The organism is Brevibacterium sp. UCMA 11754 (genome assembly GCF_021532275.1).
Classification (GTDB): domain Bacteria; phylum Actinomycetota; class Actinomycetes; order Actinomycetales; family Brevibacteriaceae; genus Brevibacterium.
Window position 1 is genome coordinate 211,619 of sequence record NZ_JACBOT010000021.1, and the last position, 21,359, is coordinate 232,977.

The 21,359-nt window shown below is 63.4% G+C and carries 17 protein-coding genes; 15 read left to right on the top strand and 2 right to left on the bottom strand.

What is annotated here, in order from left to right:
- The first annotated feature begins 71 nt into the window (after window positions 1–71).
- The 9 genes from HX613_RS09985 to HX613_RS10025 all read left to right on the top strand — a co-directional run bounded on the left by HX613_RS09985 (window position 72) and on the right by HX613_RS10025 (window position 9,837).
- Window positions 72–653: a GNAT family N-acetyltransferase gene (locus HX613_RS09985; RefSeq protein ID WP_235345186.1), complete on the top strand. Its 582-nt coding sequence runs from the start codon at window positions 72–74 to the stop codon at window positions 651–653.
- 187 nt (window positions 654–840) lie between these two features.
- The gene (locus tag HX613_RS09990; RefSeq protein WP_235345187.1) at window positions 841–2,109 is read left to right on the top strand and encodes a pyridoxal phosphate-dependent aminotransferase; all 1,269 of its coding nucleotides are present in this window, start codon (window positions 841–843) and stop codon (window positions 2,107–2,109) included.
- Between the two features lie 49 nt (window positions 2,110–2,158).
- The gene (locus HX613_RS09995; protein ID WP_235345188.1) at window positions 2,159–4,057 is read left to right on the top strand and encodes a helix-turn-helix domain-containing protein; all 1,899 of its coding nucleotides are present in this window, start codon (window positions 2,159–2,161) and stop codon (window positions 4,055–4,057) included.
- A 180-nt stretch (window positions 4,058–4,237) separates the two neighbouring features.
- Window positions 4,238–5,548, top strand: a complete 1,311-nt coding sequence (locus HX613_RS10000) for a hydroxymethylglutaryl-CoA reductase, degradative (RefSeq protein ID WP_328284945.1) — start codon at window positions 4,238–4,240, stop codon at window positions 5,546–5,548.
- Entirely contained in the window at window positions 5,545–6,480 is a 936-nt protein-coding gene (locus HX613_RS10005; protein ID WP_328284940.1) for a hydroxymethylglutaryl-CoA lyase, read from the top strand. Before HX613_RS10000 ends, HX613_RS10005 begins: the two co-directional genes overlap by 4 nt.
- A 47-nt stretch (window positions 6,481–6,527) precedes the next feature.
- The gene (locus tag HX613_RS10010) at window positions 6,528–6,941 is read left to right on the top strand and encodes a hypothetical protein (RefSeq protein WP_235345190.1); all 414 of its coding nucleotides are present in this window, start codon (window positions 6,528–6,530) and stop codon (window positions 6,939–6,941) included.
- Window positions 6,938–8,323, top strand: a complete 1,386-nt coding sequence (locus HX613_RS10015) for a tripartite tricarboxylate transporter permease (protein WP_235345191.1) — start codon at window positions 6,938–6,940, stop codon at window positions 8,321–8,323. The genes HX613_RS10010 and HX613_RS10015 overlap by 4 nt, the downstream gene beginning before the upstream one ends.
- Window positions 8,324–8,442: 119 nt before the next feature.
- Window positions 8,443–9,351: a sulfite exporter TauE/SafE family protein gene (locus tag HX613_RS10020; protein WP_235345192.1), complete on the top strand. Its 909-nt coding sequence runs from the start codon at window positions 8,443–8,445 to the stop codon at window positions 9,349–9,351.
- Between the two features lie 27 nt (window positions 9,352–9,378).
- Window positions 9,379–9,837, top strand: coding sequence for an RrF2 family transcriptional regulator (locus HX613_RS10025; RefSeq protein WP_235345193.1), 459 nt, complete (start codon window positions 9,379–9,381; stop codon window positions 9,835–9,837).
- Between the two features lie 24 nt (window positions 9,838–9,861).
- Here the strand turns inward: HX613_RS10025 and HX613_RS10030 are convergent, their stop codons facing one another.
- On the bottom strand, window positions 9,862–10,884 hold the full coding sequence (locus HX613_RS10030) for a LysR family transcriptional regulator (RefSeq protein ID WP_235345194.1): 1,023 nt from the start codon (window positions 10,882–10,884) through the stop codon (window positions 9,862–9,864).
- Window positions 10,885–10,972: 88 nt separating this feature from the next.
- Between HX613_RS10030 and HX613_RS10035 the strand changes: the two genes are divergently transcribed.
- The 3 genes from HX613_RS10035 (at window position 10,973) to HX613_RS10045 (ending at window position 16,246) form a co-directional block, all read left to right on the top strand.
- Window positions 10,973–12,511, top strand: a complete 1,539-nt coding sequence (locus HX613_RS10035) for an aminotransferase class I/II-fold pyridoxal phosphate-dependent enzyme (RefSeq protein ID WP_235345195.1) — start codon at window positions 10,973–10,975, stop codon at window positions 12,509–12,511.
- A 254-nt stretch (window positions 12,512–12,765) separates the two neighbouring features.
- Window positions 12,766–14,346, top strand: a complete 1,581-nt coding sequence (locus tag HX613_RS10040; protein WP_235345196.1) for an RNA polymerase sigma factor — start codon at window positions 12,766–12,768, stop codon at window positions 14,344–14,346.
- 376 nt (window positions 14,347–14,722) lie between these two features.
- Entirely contained in the window at window positions 14,723–16,246 is a 1,524-nt protein-coding gene (locus HX613_RS10045; protein ID WP_235343922.1) for an MFS transporter, read from the top strand.
- Window positions 16,247–16,376: 130 nt separating this feature from the next.
- Here HX613_RS10045 and HX613_RS10050 read toward each other — a convergent pair whose 3' ends face one another.
- Window positions 16,377–17,102, bottom strand: a complete 726-nt coding sequence (locus tag HX613_RS10050; RefSeq protein WP_235343923.1) for a GntR family transcriptional regulator — start codon at window positions 17,100–17,102, stop codon at window positions 16,377–16,379.
- Between the two features lie 167 nt (window positions 17,103–17,269).
- Between HX613_RS10050 and HX613_RS10055 the strand changes: the two genes are divergently transcribed.
- The 3 genes from HX613_RS10055 to HX613_RS10065 all read left to right on the top strand — a co-directional run bounded on the left by HX613_RS10055 (window position 17,270) and on the right by HX613_RS10065 (window position 21,354).
- A complete protein-coding gene (locus HX613_RS10055) occupies window positions 17,270–19,363 on the top strand; it encodes an oxidoreductase (protein ID WP_235343924.1) in 2,094 nt (697 codons plus the stop codon).
- 171 nt (window positions 19,364–19,534) lie between these two features.
- Complete coding sequence (locus HX613_RS10060; RefSeq protein WP_235343925.1) at window positions 19,535–20,473, top strand: ABC transporter permease; 939 nt, start codon at window positions 19,535–19,537, stop codon at window positions 20,471–20,473.
- A gap of 2 nt (window positions 20,474–20,475) precedes the next feature.
- Window positions 20,476–21,354, top strand: coding sequence for an ABC transporter permease (locus HX613_RS10065; protein ID WP_235343926.1), 879 nt, complete (start codon window positions 20,476–20,478; stop codon window positions 21,352–21,354).
- Window positions 21,355–21,359: the final 5 nt, after the last annotated feature.

Below are 21,359 nucleotides of genomic sequence, written 5' to 3' on the forward strand. Positions count from 1 at the left end.
ACCTTGCAACTGGCTCGCTGACGCCCGACGACCCTTGCGCACGCCCACGTCTGCGTGATTGCGTTAATCATATGAATCCGCCGCAGCTGTCTCTGCCGCTGTCCACCGACCGACTGCACCTACGCCCGTATCGGGACTCCGACGCCGAGGCTCTGCTGCCCATCTACTCCCGCGAAGACGTCGCGCGGTTCCTTCTCTGCGAGCCGTGGACCGCCGAGGTGGCGCGGACCGAGGTCTCCAAACGCATCCCGAGAACCGGACTGGACACCGAGGCTCGCGCACTCGCACTGGTCATCGAAACCGCGGACGGGCTCGAGGGCGTCCAAGGCTCGGTCGTCATCGGCGACATTGCGATCTGGTTCGACGGAGAGACATCGGAGAAGGCCGAGATCGGCTGGGTACTCAACCCGGCGGCAGGCGGGCACGGATTCGCCACCGAAGCCGCCATCGCCATGCTCAATGCCGCCTTCGCCCACGACGGCCTCCATCGAGTCGTCGCTCAGATGGATGCCCGAAACACCGCCTCGGCGAGGATGGCCTCACGCATCGGCATGCGACAGGAGGCTCACCTGCGGCAGGACTGGTGGTCAAAGGGCGAATGGACGGACACGCTCATCTTCGGCATGCTGCGCAGCGACCGGCAGCAAATATGAGGATTCGCCCCTCGATACTGGCCCACGTCAAGTGACCCGTATTACGAAAGGTCTGGCAAACAATCCGAAGACCTCGTCAAAGGTTCACGAAACGGGCCTCTGTTTGGTCAGAACCACCTCGACGAGGGCCATAGCGTGGTAGTAGCGGTATCAGCAAACGTCGCATCGAAAGGTTCTCACGGTTCCCATGTACAGGCAGTCGTCGAAATTGGCCAACGTCCTCTATGACATTCGGGGACCCGTCCTCGAAGAGGCCGAGGCGATGGAGGCCAAGGGCCACACCATCCTCAAGCTCAACATCGGCAACCCCGCCCCCTTCGGATTCGAAGCCCCCGAAGCGATCGTCCATGACATGGTCAAGCAGCTTCCCGTTGCGCAGGGCTATTCCGATTCGCGCGGAATCCTCTCCGGGCGCCGGGCCGTGGTCCAGTATTACGAGACCCGCGGCATCCACAATCTGGACACCTCCGAGGTGTTCCTGGGCAACGGAGTCAGCGAACTCATCACCCTGTCCCTGCAGGCACTGTGCAACCCCGGCGACGAGATCCTCGTTCCCAGCCCTGACTACCCCCTGTGGACGGCATCGGTCGCACTCTCCGGCGGCACGCCCAAGCACTACCTGTGCGACGAAGCCACCGCCTGGCAGCCCGACCTCGAGGATCTCGAATCGAAGATCACCGAGAACACCCGCGGCATCGTCGTCATCAATCCGAACAACCCCACCGGCGCCGTCTATTCGCGCGAGACCCTGAAGAAGATCGTCGACATCGCACGTCGTCACGGCCTCATCATCTTTGCCGACGAGATCTACGAGAAGATCACCTACGACGATGTCGAAATGGTCAATATGGCCACGCTCACCGGCGACGATGTGCTGTGCCTGACCTACTCCGGTCTGTCGAAGGCCTACCGGATCGCCGGATACCGCGCCGGCTGGCTGGCCATCACCGGACCGCTGTCCGAGGCGAAGAGCTACCTCGAGGGGATCAAGCTCCTGGCCAATATGCGCATGTGTGCGAACGTTCCCGCTCAGCACGCGATCCAGGCTGCCCTGGGAGGAAAGCAGTCGATCGAGGACCTCGTCCTCCCGCAGGGTCGCCTGGGTGCTCAGATGAACCTCGCCCACAAGGGACTGAACTCCATCGACGGCGTCTCGGCACACAAGGCCGACGGCGCGCTCTACATGTTCGCCAAGCTCGACGTCGAGAAGTTCGATATCGTCGACGACGAACAGTTCGCGCTCGATCTGCTGCGCGAGCAGAAGATCCTCGTCTCCCACGGCTCGGCCTTCAACTGGTCACGCCCGGACCACTTCCGGCTCGTCACCCTGCCCTCCGTCGAGGTGCTGGACGAATCGATCAACCGCCTCGGCGAGTTCCTCTCCGGGTACCAGCAGAAGGCGAGCAGCACCTGCGAACTGCCGACCGTCAAGGAGATGTCCCCCGCAGCGGGGTGAAGCTGCCGGGGCACGTGGTCTGGTAAACCAGGGCTGAGATAATGGCCCCATGACGGAGCGCGCAGCAGGACCAGAGACAGCAGCAGTGGAATCCGTCGCACGGGCGATCAGCCTGATCGCGCGCGGCAACCCCGTCGATCGCAGCTCCTTGGAATCAGAACTCGGGCGGCAGTCGGGCCTCATCGACTCGCTGCTCGATCTGTCCACCACCATGGTTCGCTGGCGACAGAAGGACCATGAGCGCGCCGCCCTGCTCGAAAGCGCCTCGGAGCTCATCCAGGTCAGAGACACCAAGCGCCTTCTGCAGAAGCTCGTCGACAGAGCCAAGTCGCTGATCGGCTGCGACATCGCCTACCTCTCCGAATACAACCCCGAAACCGACGAGCTCAACGTCAGAGCCAGCCGCGGAGCGATCTCGCTCCAACTCCCAGCGCTCAGGGTGCCGCCGGGAGTCGGACTTGCGGGCCGGGTCGTCCGCGACCGAGCCGCCCACTGGACCTCGGACTACGACCTGACTCAGCTGCCTCATGAGCGGCGCGTCGACTCAGCGGTCAAAGCAGAAGGCATGGAGTCGCTCCTCGGCGTGCCGATGGTCGTCGACGGTGAAGTACTCGGCGCCCTGTTCGCGGCGAATCGCTACCCCCATGACTTCGGAGCGGATGAGATCACTCTGCTCTCCGCCCTGGCAGACCACGCTTCGGTGATTCTCAAGACCGCACGGCTTATGGGCGAACTCGCCGAGGCGGCGGCACTGTCTGCTGCCGCAGAAGAGTTGGCTGCGGCCAAGGCGAACACCTTGCAGCGACTCGTCGAGATCGAAGAGCAGCTGACCCAGTTGGTGTTGCAGGGCCACGGAGCACCAGCCGTCACCAACGTCATCGCCGAAACTCTCCGCGCCGAGGTGCTCATCGTCGACAGCTGGAGGTTGGACTCCCCCGATTTCCCAGCCGACGAGGGCTTCCTCGCCGACGTCGACATGAGTCGAGAAGACATTCTTGCGGCCATAGACATCAGTCGCCGCACCGGGCGGAGCATTCAGATTGCTCACGCCAAGCGACTCATCGCCGCCTCGGTGGCGTCGAACAGACGTCAGCACAGCGGACTGTTCGTGCGCTTCCACAACGACCCGAAAGACGGCGACCACAGCATCGTCGCTCAGGCCGCACAGTCCTTGGCCCTCATCCAGATGAACGAGCAGTCACGCGCCGACGCCGAGAACCGTGTGCGTGGCGAACTGGCCGTCGATCTGATCGCCGACACCAGAAGTCTGGACGAGCTGCGAGCGCGAGCGCGCTCCAGCAACTTCACCCTCCTCGGCCCTTGGCAGCTGATAGTGGTCCAAGCCGGCCCCAACAACTTCGACCGCATCGGCTCGTACCTGGCTCGGATCGAGCCGCGGATTCTCATGACCCAGCGCTCCCCTGGGCTGACAGTGCTGCTGCCCCGTTCGGCTCATCGAACCCGGACACAGCTGGAGGAGCTGCTCACAGCCTCAGAAGCCCTGCGCAACTGCCTGGTCGTCGTCTCCGACACCGGTTTTCAGCGCTCGGAGCTGCGCACCGCAGAGGACGAGCTGTGGTCGTGCGTGCGTGTCCTCAATTCGCTTTCGATCACCAGCGGCGTCGCACCCGCCGAGGACTTCGCCCCCTACACAGCCATGTTCGGCTCGGCCCCCGAACACGTCGGACAGTTCATGGAGCGCATGCTCGGCCCCCTCCGACGATGGGACCGGAGACAATCGGCCGATCTGGTCACCACACTGCGCACATACTTCGAACACAGCAGCAGCATCAGCCGCACCGCCGCCGCTCTCTCGGTTCACGTCAACACCGTCAAGCTGCGCCTGGAGCGCATCTACACGGTACTCGACAACGACTGGCGTGCACCCGAATATGCGTTCCGCCTCCACGTCGCACTCCGTCTGGATCAGCTCCAGCAGAAGATCTGAATGCACCCAGGCACGAGCCACCCACCCTGGCCGATCCAGCCAGTGGCTGGAGACATCAATGGCCATAACGGCCATAGGTGATCGAGCCCCGAAGTGTTTGACTGAACTCTGCGCGGAATTACTCTGCGCGAACGGTCTGACCGGCTCAGCTCGGCCGCTTTCGGCAGCCGCAGTCGGCAGATACAGACTCGAAGAAGACTCGACAGGAGACACACAATGGCAGAGAACAGTCGTATCGCCGACTTCCGCAATATGTCGGTCAACGATCGTCGCACGGCAGTAGCCGAGGCAACCGGGCTCGACACCGAGGTGTTCGCCCAGATCGATGCGACTGCATTCGGCCCCGAACAGGCCGCGAACCTGAGCGAGAACGTCTTCGGCGTCTTCTCCCTGCCCTTGGGAACCGCCACCAACTTCACGATCAACGGCACCGATGTCCTCGTACCCATGGCCACCGAAGAGGCTTCGGTCATCGCCGCTGCCAGCAACGCCGCCCGGATAGCGCGCACCCAGGGTGGGTTCTTCACCAGCTCGACCCAGCCGATCATGCAGGCGCAGATCCAGCTCATCAATGTGGCAGACCCCCATGCCGCCCGGTCTCGCATCTTCGAACGCCAGGACGAGATCATCGACCTGGCCAATGCACAGGATCCGAAGCTCGTCGAGGTCGGCGGAGGCGTCAAGGGCCTCGATGTTCGCCTCGTCGAGGCGAAGTCGGCAACCTACGTCGTCGTCCACCTCCACGTCGACGTCCGCGACGCCATGGGCGCGAACGCGGTGAATACCATGGCAGAGGCCGTCTCAAGCAGTCTCGCGGCGATCGCCGAAGGTGATGCACTCCTACGGATCCTGACGAACAAGGCCGATCTGCGTCTGAGCCGAGCACGCGCCGTCTTCGACAAGGAGCTGCTGGGAGGCGCCGAGGTCGTCGACAACATCCTCCACGCCTATGAGTTGGCCGCAGCCGACCCGTACCGAGCCGCCACCCACAACAAAGGCATCATGAACGGCATCTCCGCCGTCGTCCTGGCCACCGGCAATGACACTCGCGCTGTGGAAGCCGGCGCCCATTCGCATGCCCTCATCGACGGTCGTTACACCTCACTGTCCACGTTCGAAAAGAATGCCGAGGGCAACCTCGTCGGCAACCTCGAGATGCCGATGCCCGTCGGCCTCGTGGGTGGTGCCACGAAGGTCCACCCTGCGGCCCGAACCGCACTCCGGATCGCCGAGGTGAGCACGGCGAAGGATCTGGCCGAGATCATCGTCGCCGCAGGTCTGGCGCAGAATCTCGCGGCCCTGCGAGTCCTTGCCACCGAAGGTGTGCAGCGCGGCCACATGTCGCTGCATGCGAAGAACCTCGCCGTGTCTGCCGGCGCCACTGCCGAGGAATCCAAGGCCATCGTGAAGAGGCTCATCGAAGAGAAGGCCTTCCGCTTCGACCGAGTGCAGGCCATCCTCGCCGAGCTTCGCTCAGGTGGATCGAAATGATGGACTCACTCCCTCAGGTATTCACCCGAGACACCCTGCCGACTCAGGTCAGGGTCTACGAGGTCAGCGCACGAGACGGTCTCCAAGCCGAATCAGTCACCCTGCCCGCCGGGGTGCGCGCACAGCTCATCTCCCGACTGGCAGGTGCCGGTCTGAGAACCATCGAAGCAGGCAGCTTCGTGTCTCCGCGGGCCGTTCCGCAGATGGCCGACACCCGCTCAGTGCTCGACGAGCTCGACCTCGACTCGGACCTCTCCTATCCGGTCCTCGTTCCCAACCGACGCGGACTCGACGATGCCAGGGCGGCTGGGGCCAAGGACGTCGCCGTCTTCGTCAGTGTCACGGAGTCGTTCTCTCGGGCCAACCTCGGCGACAGCCTCGAGGTGACCACGGCACGCAACCTTGATGTGGCAGCGGCGGCCACCTCGGCGGGGATGCACGCCCGCGGGTATCTGTCCATGGTCTTCGGCGACCCCTGGGAAGGTCCAGTGGATCCGCAGCGCGTGGTCACCGCGGCTGCGCAGCTGCTGGAGGCCGGCTGCTCGTCGATCTCGCTCGGAGATACGATCGGCACTGCAACACCTGGGCACGTGACTGCTGTCCTGCAGGCACTGATCGAAAGCGGCGTCCCCGTCGATGCGATCGCGCTGCACACTCACAACACCTACGGTCAGGCGCTGGCCAACGTCTTCGCCGCCCTCCAGCTCGGAGTGAGTGAGTTCGACGCTTCTGCCGGTGGAGTCGGAGGCTGCCCGTTCGCGGGTTCGGCGACCGGTAACCTGGCAACCGAGGATCTCCTGTGGATGCTTCAGGGCCTGGGAATCTCGACCGGAGTCGACATCCGCGCGGTCGCAGAGACTAGCCAGTGGTTGGGTCAGCAGCTCGGCAAGCCACTGGCCTCGGCCACCTCGGCGGCCATCGTCAATCAGTAGCACCACCATTCATCAACAGACCGTTCATCAACAGAAGGTAGGCGAAGATGCCACAGCTGCTCGAAGTCTGGAATGACACCGTCGACTCGAAACACCTTATCGGCAGCATTGCCATCGGGATCGGGGTGGCGGTACCGGCGTTCCTCATCTCCGACCACTTCTTCACGACCACCGGCGATCCGGAACTGGGGCATTCCTATGCCCTCCTGATCGGGATCGTGGGCTGCATCATCGGTGCCGTGATCTCCGGAATACTGTTCAAGCCCAAGCGAGTGATCACCGAATCAGAGGCTGACACGCGCAATCGGCAGGAGGTCATCGACGAAGTCGTCGAAGAGTACGGAGACCTGGGTGACCCTCGCGATCTCAAACCGGCAGTGCAGGAAGAGATCCGAGCGCTCGGGCTCTTCGACGCCCTGATCGAGAATCATGAGAACCGAGCGAAGGGTGCACAGCTGTGAGCGCGGACCTCATCGAACCGATCCTGTGGGCAATCGGCATGGCCCTGCTGGCTGCAGTGCTCTTCACCGGAATCGGCCTCATCTCAGGCACCGACGAGACAGCGATCGTCGCACCCCTGGCACTGCTCGTCATCCTCATCGGTGTGCCGCCGGCCGGTGTCATCGCCTTCTTCCTCGCAGCGATCATCGCCAAGCACATCTCTCACGCCGTGCCCACGACGCTGCTGGGGATACCCGGCGACACCACTGCAGTGCCGATGCTGCGTGAGGCACAGTTGCTGCGTTCTCTCGGAGTGCCTCATATCGCCCTGCAGAAGGCCATCTCGGGTGGCGTCATCGCGGTGATCATCGCGATTCCGCTGTCGATTCTCTTCGCCCTGGTACTGACTCCGTTCGCTGAGGCCATCGGTGCCGCAGCACCGTGGATCTTCATCGCGGCGGCCATTCTCGTCGCGTATACCTCGAAGGGAAAGCTGGCGGCAGTTCTCGCGTTGATCCCCTTCGTCCTCATCATCGTCGGGTTGCAGGCATTCATCCTCGAACAGAAGGATGCGACGTTCACGACCTCCTTCTTCCTGGGCATCGCGACCGGCCCGCTCATCTACGATCTGTTCTCCGCCCTGTCCCCCGCAGGCCGTCGATCGATGACGCAGACAGGCAAGCGGGAATTCGACCTTGCTCCCGATGTCCGGCCCGCCGGTGGCGCGAAGCTGCCGAACCCATTCAAGGTCCTGGACCGGCAGCAGTTGGCCTACACCAGCGGATCGGCCGTCATCACCAGCGCAACCTTCGTCTTCTCACCCGTCGCCATGGCCGTGCTCATGGGTGAGATCACCGGCAGCCGGATCAAGAACGGCTTCCATCGGCTGACAACGGTCGTATCCGTGAGGAACGGAACCACCGAGTCGACCTATATCGCCGAGACCCTGATCCCGCTGATCGCCATCGGGCTTCCGCTCTCACCCATGGCCGCGGGCCCGGCCGCGCCCCTGTTCAACGCGCCGCCCGTCTACACCCTCGATGCAGAGACCGGCGAGACGAACAACCTGCACGACCTGCTGTCGACCGGTGAGTTCGCGCTCTTCTCGGTCATCGCCGCGGTCATCGCCATTGCAGTCGCCTATCCGTTCGTGATGAGAAACGCCCACCGGGCTGCTACCTGGGTGATGAAATCGGTCTCCCACGAGGCGATCATCGCAGGCTTCGCCGCACTCATCTGTGTCATCTGCCTCTACGAAGGCGGGCTGCTCGCACTCGGTGTGACCATCACCGTGGGCCTGGTCGGCGGCCTGTTCAATCGCATGATCGGCATGCACGCCGGCGTCCAGTTCATGGGCTACTACGTCGCCGTCCTCACCGTTCCGGCGGTCTTGGCACTGTGACGCGAAAGGTCCGGAAACGTCACAGAAATTCATAGTCTAGTAATCGGATGGACTTAGTGGGTATTGTTGGCATCGATCGAATTGCTCAACAATCTTCGGCATGCTGAAAGGTCACCACTATGCGCCAACTCATCGTCCTCGGACTCGTCGGTCTCCTTGCCCAACTCATCGACGGCTCCCTCGGCATGGCCTATGGGGTGACGTCGACGACCCTGCTGCTCGCGGCCGGGATCGCCCCGGCAACCGCCTCGGCGGCGGTGCACTTCTCCGAGATCGGCACCTCGCTGGTGTCCGGAATCTCGCACCACAAGTTCGGCAATGTCGACTGGAAGACGGTCTCGATCCTCGCGGTTCCCGGCTTCATCGGTGCCTTCGCCGGCGCCACGTTCCTCGCCGGCCTCAGCGGTGACGCGGCCACCCCATGGATCTCGGGCATTCTGCTGCTCCTCGGCGTCTATGTGATCTGGCGATTCCTCGCCCTGGGCGGCCGCCGCCCCACCTTCAAGGGACGCCCGGGCCCGAAGCTCCTCGTCCCCGTCGGTCTCATCGGCGGTGCACTCGACTCCATCGGCGGAGGCGGCTGGGGGCCAGTCGGAACCACCACGCTCCTGTCCTCTGGCCGGCTCGAGCCGCGCAAGGTCGTCGGCTCGATCGACACCAGCGAATTCGTCGTCGCGGTCGGCGGCTCGCTCGGGTTCCTGTTCGCCCTCGGCTCCTCGGGCATCGAGTGGTCCATCGCGGCCGCCCTGCTGATCGGCGGAATCATCGCCGCCCCCTTCGCCGCCTGGCTGGTCAAGATCCTGCCTGCTCGGGTCCTCGCCATCGCAGCCGGTGGAATCATCATCCTCACCAACGCACGCACCATCGCCCTGGCGCTCGGCGCCTCGACCGCCACCGTCTCGACCATCCTCGTGGTACTCGCGGCCGTCTGGATCGCCCTCATCGTTCAGGCTGTACGGAACGAGCGCAGAACTCGGCGCGCAGAAGCCGCCCAGGAGGCCGAGGTCGAGGTCGCCGCGGGCAGCTGAAGCTGAACCCGCTGTTACTATGACGGCATGCGGGTCACCACGAAATCCGACTATGCGCTGCGCGCCCTGATCGAGATCGCCAACGTCAGCGACGGTGGACCCATCAGCGCCGACGAACTGGGAAAGCGACAGGGCATCCCCAAGGGATTCCTCCAGGCAATCCTCGCCGACCTGCGCAGAGTCGAGATCGTGGCCTCCGTCCGCGGCAAATCCGGGGGCTGGAAACTGACGAAGCCGGCGAGCGCCACCACCATCGCCGATGTCATCCGGGCCGTCGACGGTCCCCTGGTCTCGATCTACGGGCAGCGCCCGGAAGTCGTCGAGTACGACGATGCCGCCGAGTCACTCCAGCAGGTGTGGATCGCGGCCAGGTTCGCCCTGCGCGACGTCCTCGAACAGGTGACCATCGAGGCGCTGGCCTCGAAGTCCCTGCCCGCCGAGGTGACCGAGAGGGTCGCGATCGAAGACGCCTGGCAGCCGCACTGAGCAGTCACAACCGCAAAACGATCGTCACCGCCACTGCGCGGTGACGATCCCGACGTCGGCGACCACCTCGGCGATGGCGGCATTGTGGGCGGCGACGATCGGGTCATGCCGCGAGACCTTCCGACTCGACTCCGCCGTCCGAGCACGGGATACGAGGAGCACGTCGCGGCGGCAGGCGTCCATCGGCATCGGGATGATCTCGACCGTCGGGTCCTCCGGCACCGAGGAATCAGGGATCACCGCGACCGCCAACCCAGCGGCGATCATACGGATGATCGCCGCATAGTCATCCATCCTCATCCCCACCCGGGGCTCGAAGCCAGCGGCGACACAGAACGATCTGACCACCTCGTCGATGGCGTCACCGGGATCGATGCTGAATGCCCAGGTCTGGGACACGAGTGAGGTGAGGTCGGGCATGCCGTGGGTGTCAAGGGCGATCGGGCCCACGGACTTCGGCACGCAGAGGAAGAGCTGCTCCGAATACAGGTGCCTCGCGGTCAGGGTCGAGGGAATCCAGGTTCTGTCGATGTCGGTCGAGACGAGCAGCGCCAGATCGAGGTCTCCGGCCTCCAGCCTGGCGACGAGCTTCGCATGCTCATCCATGGTCACGTCGAGGGCAGCAGTGGTCGTCTCTGCCGGGGCCGGGTTCGCGGCGGCCATCTCGTCATGGGCCCGCCAGCGCGGTCGCCTCTGCAGCTGGTTGTGCAGCTTCGGGATCACTCGCGCACCGACCGTCGGCACGGCCCCGATCCTGACCGGGACGGCCTGGGCCTCGCGCCACAGTGCCACCTCGTCACCGAGGCGGTCGCAGAGTCCCAGGATCTCGATCGCACGGGAGACGACGAGGTTGCCCACGACCGTCGGATGCGATCCGCGCGGACTCCTCTCGAGCAGCGTCGACCCCAGGGTCCTCTCCAGATTGCGCAGATGATGGTTGACCGTGGGCTGGCTCCACCCCAGTGTGGTCGCCGCTGCTGCGACCGAGCCGGCCTCGGCGATCGCACGCAGCGCCGAGAGCCCTCTGGTATCAAGAGTTTCCATCATTCTCCGGCCTCGTGATCAATAGTGTGTATTCATCAGTTTAGGAAACTTGGTATTCTCCCGGCAAGGGCCCGTTGCCTAATCTGGATTCATGACCGTGCACCAAGACTCCCCCATGACATCCGCCTCAGATCAGTCGGCATTCCCGGGAACCGCGAAGACCTACGCGCCCTATGCCGATGCGCTGCAGGCGGCGGCCCAGCGTGACTCGCTGTTCCTGTCAACCCCCGGACACGGCGGCACCACCACGGGAATCTCTGCAGGTCAGGCCGAGTTCTTCGGCGAGCACACCCTCTCCCTGGACATCCCCCCGCTCTTCGACGGCATCGACCTCGGTGTCGATACCCCGAAGGACGAAGCACTGCAGCTGGCCGCCGAGGCCTGGGGCGCGCGGCGCACCTGGTTCCTCACCAACGGCTCCTCGCAGGGCAACCGCATGGCAGCACTGGCGATCGGCACCCTGGGTACGGGTGTCGTCACCCAGCGCAGCGCCCATTCGAGCTTCATCGACGGCATCGTGCTGGCCGGCCTGAACCCCGGCTTCGTCTCTCCCAACGTCGATGAGGTCAACGGCATCGCCCACGGAGTCACCCCAGACTCGCTGCGCCATGCCATCGCAGCCCATCCCGAGAAAGTCTCTGCCGTCTACCTGGTGACCCCCAGCTACTTCGGTGCGGTCGCCGATGTCAGGGCACTGGCCGAGGTTGCCCATGAAGCCGGCGCCGCCCTCATCATCGACGCCGCATGGGGCGCCCACTTCGGATTCCATCCTGATCTGCCGGAATCCCCGGTCACGCTGGGCGCCGACATCGTCATCATGAGCACCCACAAGCTCGCCGGGTCGTTCACCCAGTCAGCCCTGCTCCACCTCGGCGACACCGAGTTCGCAAACAGGCTCGAACCGGCCCTGGCCCGTGCCTTCATGATGACGGCCTCGACCAGCGAGAATGCCCACCTGATGGCATCGATCGATATCGCCCGCCGGGATCTTGTGAACTCACGTGTCGCGATCACCGATTCGCTGGAGAACATCCGCCAGATCCGTGCCCGGATCGAGGGCTCCGAGCACTATCACCTGCTCTCCGGGGATTTCATGAACCATGCCGATGTCGTCGACATCGACCCCTTCCGCCTGCCCATCGACATCACCTCGACGGGACTCGACGGCCATGCCGTGCGCAAGCGCCTGACCGAGGAATTCGACATTTTCGCCGAGATGGCGACGGCCACGACGATCGTCGCCCTCATCGGCATCGGCAAGTCCCCCGATCTCAGCCGACTCTTCGATGCCCTGGACCAGATGCGCCTCGAACACGAGAATGACAGGCCTGCAGACGCCATGACGGCTTCGGCCGGACTCCCGGCGCTGCCGAGCCCCGGAAAGCTGGTGGCCCTGCCGCGTGGTGCGTACTTCGCGGATTCCGAGCTCGTCCCCGCCGCCGAGGCTGTCGGCCGAACCAGCGTCAGCTCGCTGGCCGCGTACCCACCCGGAATCCCGAATGTCCTCCCCGGTGAGGAGATCACCGCGGAGACCGTCGAGTTCCTGCAGGCCGTGGCTGCGAGCCCGTCGGGACACGTCCGCGGCGGAGTCGATCCGAAGCTGAGCACGTTCCGAGTGCTCAAGGACTGACTTGCAGTCTGACGCTTCTCCATTGCCGTCAGCTTGTCTATTGCCTCCGGTCGGATCCTTTCATCGACCCCATGAGACTGGTTGATTGTTCAAATAGCGATACTGGATGCAAAAAGCCGACTTGTCGGCTACAGTCACCGCTGAGGATAGATTTCACACGGATTGTGCTTCCCTTATTCTCGCTGCTGGACCAGATGCAGTCTGCAAAGACGAGCTGCAGACTGCATGACGCTACCGAATGATTCAGGGACCGGATGGACGTGCACGCACATCAGCCAGGGGAAGAACTCGCCGATTTCACGGAGAGCGAGCTCCTCTCGCTCATCGAGGCCGGAACTGCCGGCGCCTACTCCGAGGTCTACCGCCGCTACCGCGATGACGCCGTAGCAAGAGCATCATCTTCTCTGCCCGACGCGAAGGCCAGACAGGTCACAGATGATGCTTTCCTCAGTGTGCTCAGGTCCCTGCTCAACAGGTCCTCCGACACAGCCGAGGGTCTCCGCTCAATGGTGGACGCCGAGATCGACGGACATCTCGCGAATCTGACGACGTCAGCGAGTGGTTCGGACGCAGAAGCTCCAGAGGCCGCGCTTGTCTCACAGGCGCTGTCGAACCTGCCCGATAACTGGCAGCGGATCCTGTGGTTGCGCGAAGTCGAACGGCTCTCACCCGAGGCTGTTGCCGAGCAGCTGAATATCAAAGCATCGACAGTCGACAGGCTGGCCGGTCGCGCCCGTCAAGGCCTGCAGGACGAATGGCAGCAGGTCCGCCCCACGGACGGCAAGGCAACCGCCGATCACCGAGCCGCGCTCATTCCTGCGCTTCTGACCTCGCCGATCGTCATCGAGCGACTCTCTTCCACCCTGGCACAGGCAATTCCAGAACCAGCTCCCGCTGTTGCCGAAACCGCTGCCCCCGAAACTTCCGTCCTCGAAATATCTGCTGCCAAAGGACCTGGAACCGAGACAGCTGCAGCTGCAGACGAATCAGCCGCAGAGCCGACGCCGGCACCAACCATCGCTGCAGGTGCAGGTGCGACATTGGCACCCGAAGCAGACGATGAGTCCGCCTCTCTCACCGCGTTCGGTGCGCCATCCGCAGCCGCTCAGACCTCGACCCAAACGCCTGCACCAGCTGGCTTCAGCATGCCGAAACCCGTTCTGATCCCGGTGGTCGCCGCGTGCATAGGCCTCCTGGGAACACTCGTCGGCGTGGCCATAGTGCCGCAGCAAGCTGGACAGACGGGGCTTCATTCCGGCAACGCAGGCACTGCAGCCTCACCTGAAGACTCCTCCTCAAAGGAGGACTCCTCTTCGAAGAGGGACGACAAGAGCAGCAACTCCCAGTCTCCAGAGGACACGAACTCGGACAAGACAGAGCAGGAGTCGGGATCCGAGAGTTCGAAGGCATCTGATTCCGACAGGGACGAGGATGAGAAGTCATCCCGGACCCCAGGGCACGATGACAGCCGCTCGGACGAGAGTCCATCAACCGAGGACAATCCCGGCGACAAGGGCGACAGTAACGATCGCCCGTCAGCAGAAGAACCCGACGAACCAAGCCCATCGGATTCTGAAAAGCCAGCCCCAGAGTCACCTTCGGAACCGACACCACCACCATCCGACGACCCCGAAACACCTTCGGACCCACCGCCGTCGGATGAGCCGACTGAGGAGCCAAGCGAGGAACCAAGCGAGGAACCGTCCGAAGAGCCGTCAGAAGAGCCAACTGATGAGCCAACCGAGGAACCATCTGATGAGTCGCCTGAGGAGCCGTCCTCGCCAGGCTCCGAAAACCCCACCCCTGATCCGACACAGAACGGCACCTCGAACTGAGCGCAGGCTCTTCAGCGAAGTGAGCGCTGGACACTGTGACATTCCTCAGGCTGACTGCACCTCCAAATGGGCTGACTGCACCCCAAATTGAAGCATCAGCTGACGCGCATCGCCCGTTCGCACACCCAAAGCCCCTCCGCCTGGGGCTGCTCCTAATAACCACAGGTTCGCCTGAGGTAAATACCCCGGTCGCTTTCAGCAGTCCCATAGAATATCTATCCGAACGACAATTCATCGTGATATGGATCACCAAATTTGTTGACATGGGTGTTTAATCGAGTGAGGATGTTCAGCATTGTCGAAAACCGAACGCCCTGGAACCCCAGGTTCGACGGGCGGTAGAAAATCGAATTGCATCTGAAACGAGGAACCACTGATGTCAGAAGGCCAAGCAACCCCCATGCCGGATGGGATAAAGCCGTCTCGCCGGGAGCGGAAGGCACTCAAGAAAAAGCGTCTGGAGGCCGACCACTGCATCGTCATCGAGCAGAAGTCCATTCGCACCGCAATCGGCGGAACCACAGTCGGCAACTTCATGGAGTGGTTCGACTTCGGTGTCTACGGCTACCTCGCCGTCACCATGACCGCCGTCTTCACTGAGGGCATGGACAGGCAGATGGGACTCCTGGTCACCCTGTTCGGTTTCGCAGTGTCCTTCCTCGTCCGCCCCCTCGGCGGCATGATTCTGGGACCGCTGGGCGACAAGATCGGGCGCCAGAAGGTCCTCTTCTTCACCATGGCCACGATGGCCACCGCCACCGCACTCATCGGCGTACTGCCCACCGCAGCTCAGATCGGCCTGTGGGTCATCATCCCTCTCTACCTGCTCAAGATGATCCAGGGCTTCTCCACCGGCGGCGAATACGCCGGTGCCACCACGTACGTCTCCGAATTCGCTCCTGACAAGTCACGTGGATTCTGGGCTTCCTGGCTCGATGTCGGCTCCTACCTCGGCTTCGCAGCGGGCGCGGGCACCGTCGCCATCACAACCGTCATCTCAACTAGCGTCGCAGGTGAGACCGCCATGGCTGACGGCGGCTGGAGGATCCCGTTCCTCATCGCAATCCCCCTCGGCGCCGTCGCCATCTGGTTCCGACTGAAGATTCCAGAGACCCCCAGCTTCGAAGCCTCGGTTGCCGAGGGTCTCGATGTGAAGGTCAAGGACGATAAGTACGCTCGCCATGGTCTGATCGGCGTCGTCCGTCACTTCTGGAGAGAGATCCTCATCGGCATCGCCATCGTCGCCGGTTCGCAGACGGTGGGCTACGCTCTCACGAGCTTCATGCCGACCTATCTCGAGGAGACTGTCAAGGTCTCGAACGTCCAAGCAGCCGCGGCCACTATTCCGGTGCTCGTGATCATGTCCCTATGCCTTCCGCTCATCGGCAGGCTCTCGGACCGACTCGGACGCAAGTTCGTCTTCATTGTCGCGGCAGCTGCCACGATCGTGCTCATCGTTCCGGCGTTCGCCATCATGCAGATCGGTGAGATGTGGGCGATCACGATCGCCTTGTTCATGGTTGCGGTTCCGGCAGCCTTCTACATCGCCTGCCTGGCGTCGACGCTTCCTGCCCTGTTCCCGACGGCCTCGCGCTACGGTGCAATGGGCCTGACGTTCAACCTCGGAGTCTCCCTGTTCGGCGGCACCACACCGTTGGTCAGCCAGGCGCTCATCGACGCCACCGGCAACTCGTACATGCCCGCCTTCTACATCATGTTCTTCTCCATCGTTGCTCTCGTTGCCGTGCTGCTCATGAAGGAATCTGCACACCGGCCGTTGCCGGGGTCGTTCCCGACGGTCAACACGCACGAGGAAGCAGTCGAACTCGCGCGCACCCAGGATGACAACCCCGACCTCGATATGGACACCATGCCGATCCCGGTCGTGGCTAAGCTCTAGCCCAAGACCGAGCTATAGCCCGAGTCTGCGGTCGAGCGTCTAACCCCAGTCCTGGCCAGCACCGAGGCGGCCGGTCCCGATGCGGGGACGGCCGCCTCGTCGTATGCCTGCGCCTGGCTGACCTGAGCAGCTAGCGTTCTACCGCGCGTTTGAAATAGAAGAGGTTGTCGACGACGAGGGCCCGTGCCTCGTCAGAGCGGCCCGCCTCGATGAGTCCGACGAGGTCGACGATCTGCTGAGCCGACTCGCTGTCGACGACCGAGGCGATCGAGTGCGCCGCGAAGACTCGCGACTGGTCGCGCAGGCGCAGGCTGATCTCTGCAGCTCTCCTGCCGAGCCCGTATTCGAGAAGGTGTTCATGGAACATGCGATCAGCAGTCATGAATCCGATCGTGTCATCCCGGGCAGCAGCGGCCAGAGCGTCCTCGGCATTCCTGCGCAGATCACCGAGTGCGGCCTCGCACGATGTCGGATCCTCCACAGCACGGGAGCACAGCGCTTCCACTGCCGGATCGGCAAGCAGCGCTCTGATCCGGATGATCTCCTCCAGGTCTTCTCGCGTCACCGGAACCAGACGGAAGCCGCGATTCGGCACGGCCTCGACGGTTCCCTCTGTCACGAGAGACATCATGGCCTCCCTGACCGGGCTCAACGAGATCCCCAACTGCTTGGCCAGTCCCGCCGCCGAGTAGATCGTGTCCTCGGCGAGATCACCGGTTGTGATCGCATGACGGATGACGATAAGCGCGTGCTCCCGCAGCGAGGGAGCCGACTCGGGTCGCACCGGGGCAGGCGCCGGTGCGGGCCTCGGAGTCGGTCGCTTCGCAGCAGGGGCGGGGGACTCGCTTCTGATCAAGATTCTCCTTCGATGGCTATTGACAGCATAACCACAACGACTCACGATTGAGTGAAGTAATCGGTTATCGACTACTCTCATTTCGATCGAGTCGGGATGAGCTCGTCGACACCATGGTGTGGTTCCTGCGAAGTGACCACAGTCGTTCCTGCGAAGAAGGAGGAACCATGTCCCACGATCCTCTGCTCCAGCCCTTCACCTTGGGCCCGGTGCAGCTCAAAAACCGCATCGTCTCCACCGCGCATGAGCCGGCCTACACCGAACTCGGCATGCCCAAGGACCGCTATCGTCTCTACCACCGGGAAAAGGCCCGCGGCGGGGTGGGGCTGACGATGACAGCCGGCTCGGCCATCGTTTCGAAGGACTCCCCCGCCGCTTTCGGCAATGTCGACCTCTCCACCGACGAGGTGATTCCCTGGCTGGCCGCGATCGCAGATGACTGCCACGCCGAGGGGACCGCAGTGATGATCCAGCTCACCCACCTCGGCCCGCGCAACTCGAACTTCACCGCCGATTGGCTGCCTCTCATCTCCTCGGGCCGCCACCGCGAACCCACCCACCGGTCATTCACCAAGGCCATGGAGGACTTCGACATCGAGCGGGTGGTCGAGGACTTCGCGGCGGCCACGGCTCGAGTCAAGGCAGCAGGATTCGACGGTCTGGAGTTCCTCCACTCCGGCCACCTCGTCGACTACTTCTTCGCCTCGCGGTTCAATGAGCGCGAGGATGAGTACAACGGGGATCTGACAGCCCGGATGCGCTTCCCGCTCCAAATCATCGACGCGATGCGCGGCGCTTCGGAGGGACTCGCCCTCGGCGTCCGCATGTCAGTCCTCGAACAGCTCGAGGACGGCATCACCGAAGAGGCCTCCATCGCGGTGCTCAAGGAGTATGCCGCCCATGGCGTCGACTTCCTCAACCTCAACGTCGGAAGCATCAGCTCCGACAAAGAACTCGCCGAGGCGATCCCGGGCATGGGCACCCCCTCGGCGCCCTGGCTCGAGACCTGCCGACGCATCCGCGAAGCGATCGACGTCCCCGTTCTCCACGCCGCCCGGATCGCCGATGCACCCACGGCCCGGTTTGCGATCGAGGACGGCTGCCTCGACCTCGTGGGTATGACCCGGGCGCAGCTGGCTGACCCCTATCTGGTGAAGAAGATCGAGGAGAAGCGGGAGGATGACATCCGCCCGTGCGTGGGAGCGAACATGTGCCTCGACAGCATCTACACCTCAGGCGCTGCAACCTGCATCCACAATCCCGCCAGCGGGCGCGAGGCCGATCTGCCACAGGAGATCACCCGCGACGTCGAGTCCGGCCCGAAGCACATCGTCATCGTCGGCGCCGGACCCGCCGGCCTCGAAGCCGCACGGGTCGCTGCAGTGCGCGGGCATCGGGTCACCCTGCTCGAGGCCGACTCTGCCGTGGGAGGCCAGGTGAAGATCGCCGCTCGCTCACAGCGGCGCCGCGATCTCATCGGCATCATCGACTGGCGCGAGCAGCAGTGCCGCAAGCACGGCGTCGACATCCGCGTGGACACCTTCGCCGAGGCGGGCGAGATCCTCGCGCTCTCACCTGATGTCGTCATCGTCGCCACCGGCGGTGTCCCAGATGCCGGCTACCCCTTCCGTGAGGAGGGGCCCTCGTTCGACGTCTGGGACGTCATGGATGACAGCCTGCGCAACAAGTCCCGTGTCCTCGTCTTCGACGACCATGGCTTCTACCCTGCCCTCGACGCCGTCGAACACCTGGCCCGCAACGGTCAGGAGGTGACCTATGTCAGCCCCGAACGCACCATCGGCGTCGACGTCGGATCGATGAATTCCCCCGCCTATCTGCAGGTGTTCTCAGAATTCGGAGTCACCGTCCACCTCGGGGAGCGGCTCGCGGCGAAGCCGAAGATCGCGGGCAAGTTGGTCACCGCACGACTGCGCAATGACTACTCGGGCATCGAGACCGAGCTCGAGACCGACGCCGTGGTCGTCGATTTCGGAACCACACCCAATGACGATGTCTACTTCGAGCTCAAACCGCAGTCGAGCAATCACGGTGAGATCGACATCGATTCTTGGATTCACGGTCGAACCCAGCCGCATCGCGAAAGCGGAGCAGTCACCTACCCCACCCCCGGATCGGCTTCCCCGGGCCCCGCCGCCGAGGCGAGCTCTCCCTTCGCGCTGTACCGGATCGGTGATGCGGTCGCCTCACGCAACGTCCATGCCGCGGTCCTCGAAGGACTGCGAGTGGGAATGGGGCTGTAGCGCCGCCTCCTTCGCACTCAGCTCTGCGACACTCAGTGACTCTGCGACACTCAGTGACAGGGAGCCATGGCAAGCCCGTCTGCCGATAGACTTTTTTCGGCAGATCATTGTTAGCTGAGTCACATAAAGGTAGATTGAACATACCTTTACGCATCGATGGAGAGAGCGAACGTGGGCAAATACATCGCCAGGCGCATATTTCTCATGGTTCCCATCGTCCTCGGCGTTGCCACACTCTCGTTCGTACTCATGCAGCTCGCTCCCGGCGATCCTGCCGCTGCCTACCTCGGTGACAAAGCCACTCCGGAGGCGGTTGCCCAGCTGCGGCACGCATGGGGACTCGATCAGCCGTTCCTCATTCAGTACTTCCAGTTCCTCGGCGGTCTGGTCATCGGAGATTTCGGCCCGTCATTCATCTTCCAGACCTCCGTGCTCGAGCTGCTCAAGCTGCGCATGCCTGCAACCCTCATGCTCATGCTCGTCTCGGTCATCTTCGCCGTCGCCATCTCCATCCCGATCTCGCTGTGGGTGGCAGCGACCAAGAGCCCAACAGCGGCGATCGTCTCCCGGATCTTCACCGCCACGGTCCAGGGGATGCCTGCATTCTTCGTCGGCACCCTGTTGATCCTGGTTCTCGGCGTGAATACGGGACTGTTCCCTGTCGGCGGATATGGGCGCAACCTCGGCGAGCATCTCTATTCTCTGGTGCTGCCCGGGATCGCGGTCGCACTCACAATCTGCCCCGTCCTCATCCGCAGCCTGACCGCGGCGCTCAACGATTCGCTGTCGGCCGAGTACACGAACTTCGCAATGTCCAAGGGCCTGAGCCGGTCGAAGACGGTGACGAACTACGCGTTCCGCAATGCAGGAATCACGGGGATCTCGATCCTCGGCATCCAGGTCGGGCATCTTGTCGGCGGTGCTCTCATCGTCGAGAACGTGTTCGCGATCCCGGGCGCCGGTTCGCTGCTCATGCAGTCGGTGCTGGCCCGTGACTACAACGTCGTCCAGGCGCTGACCGTCGTCTTCGGCGTGCTCGTCGTCCTCGTCTATCTGCTCACCGACATCATCTACAGCGTCGTCGATCCGCGCGTACGGCTGGGAGGCTGAGCATGTCCGTCGAACCTCTTGCGTCCCAGACCACACCACAGGCCCGCTTCACGTTGCCGCTGCCGGCGTTCCTGCGGCGGCACAATCTGCAGCTGTGGACCGGTCTGGCCATTATGGGGATCATCGTCGCGATCCTGGCAATCGGGCCGCTGCTCGTCACTGCCGATCCGAATCGACAGGACCTCCTCAACGCCTTCGGCCCGTCCTCTCTCGCCCACCCTATGGGCACGGATCAGCTGGGTCGCGACATCCTGTCCCGCTTTCTCAACGGCGGACGAGTCGATCTCATGGTCGCCGTCATCGCCGTCATCGTGCCGTTCATCCTGGGCACCGCGCTGGGGGCCTTGGCGGGATATTTCGGCAGGTGGGTCGATGTCGTCATCATGCGCCTGGCCGATATCGTCTCGGCCTTCCCCTTCTACGTCCTCGTCATCGTGCTCGTGTTCGTCATGGGCAACGGCATGGCCAGCATCTTCGTCGCCATCAGCCTCGTGTCCTGGGTCGCCTACGCCCGCATCGTCCGCGGTGAGGTCCTTGTGCTGCGAGAGGCGGAGTTCATCTCCGCCTGTCGCGCCAGCGGACTCTCCACTCCGCGCATTCTCGCCCGACACGTCATCCCGAACACCGTCAGCCAGGGAATCATCTACGGCATGAGTGACATCGTCCTCAACATCGGCGTCGTCGTCACCCTCAGCTTCTTCGGCATGGGCATCGTCCCGCCGACAGCTGACTGGGGCCAGATGATGAATGACGGCCAACAGTACATGGGCACCGGCAACTACGGACTCATCCTCTGGCCCGGCTTCGCCGTCGTCCTCGTATCCCTGGCGTTGGCGCTCATCGGTGACGGCCTGACCAACATCCTGAAGCCGAAGAGGTGAACCAT

Coding starts and splice junctions, on each gene's coding strand:
- HX613_RS09985 (WP_235345186.1), top strand. CDS start 72: ATGAATCCGCCGCAGCTGTCTCTGCCGCTGTCCACCGACCGACTGCAC.
- HX613_RS09990 (WP_235345187.1), top strand. CDS start 841: ATGTACAGGCAGTCGTCGAAATTGGCCAACGTCCTCTATGACATTCGG.
- HX613_RS09995 (WP_235345188.1), top strand. CDS start 2,159: ATGACGGAGCGCGCAGCAGGACCAGAGACAGCAGCAGTGGAATCCGTC.
- HX613_RS10005 (WP_328284940.1), top strand. CDS start 5,545: ATGATGGACTCACTCCCTCAGGTATTCACCCGAGACACCCTGCCGACT.
- HX613_RS10010 (WP_235345190.1), top strand. CDS start 6,528: ATGCCACAGCTGCTCGAAGTCTGGAATGACACCGTCGACTCGAAACAC.
- HX613_RS10020 (WP_235345192.1), top strand. CDS start 8,443: ATGCGCCAACTCATCGTCCTCGGACTCGTCGGTCTCCTTGCCCAACTC.
- HX613_RS10025 (WP_235345193.1), top strand. CDS start 9,379: ATGCGGGTCACCACGAAATCCGACTATGCGCTGCGCGCCCTGATCGAG.
- HX613_RS10030 (WP_235345194.1), bottom strand. CDS start 10,884: ATGATGGAAACTCTTGATACCAGAGGGCTCTCGGCGCTGCGTGCGATC.
- HX613_RS10035 (WP_235345195.1), top strand. CDS start 10,973: ATGACCGTGCACCAAGACTCCCCCATGACATCCGCCTCAGATCAGTCG.
- HX613_RS10040 (WP_235345196.1), top strand. CDS start 12,766: ATGGACGTGCACGCACATCAGCCAGGGGAAGAACTCGCCGATTTCACG.
- HX613_RS10045 (WP_235343922.1), top strand. CDS start 14,723: ATGTCAGAAGGCCAAGCAACCCCCATGCCGGATGGGATAAAGCCGTCT.
- HX613_RS10055 (WP_235343924.1), top strand. CDS start 17,270: ATGTCCCACGATCCTCTGCTCCAGCCCTTCACCTTGGGCCCGGTGCAG.
- HX613_RS10065 (WP_235343926.1), top strand. CDS start 20,476: ATGTCCGTCGAACCTCTTGCGTCCCAGACCACACCACAGGCCCGCTTC.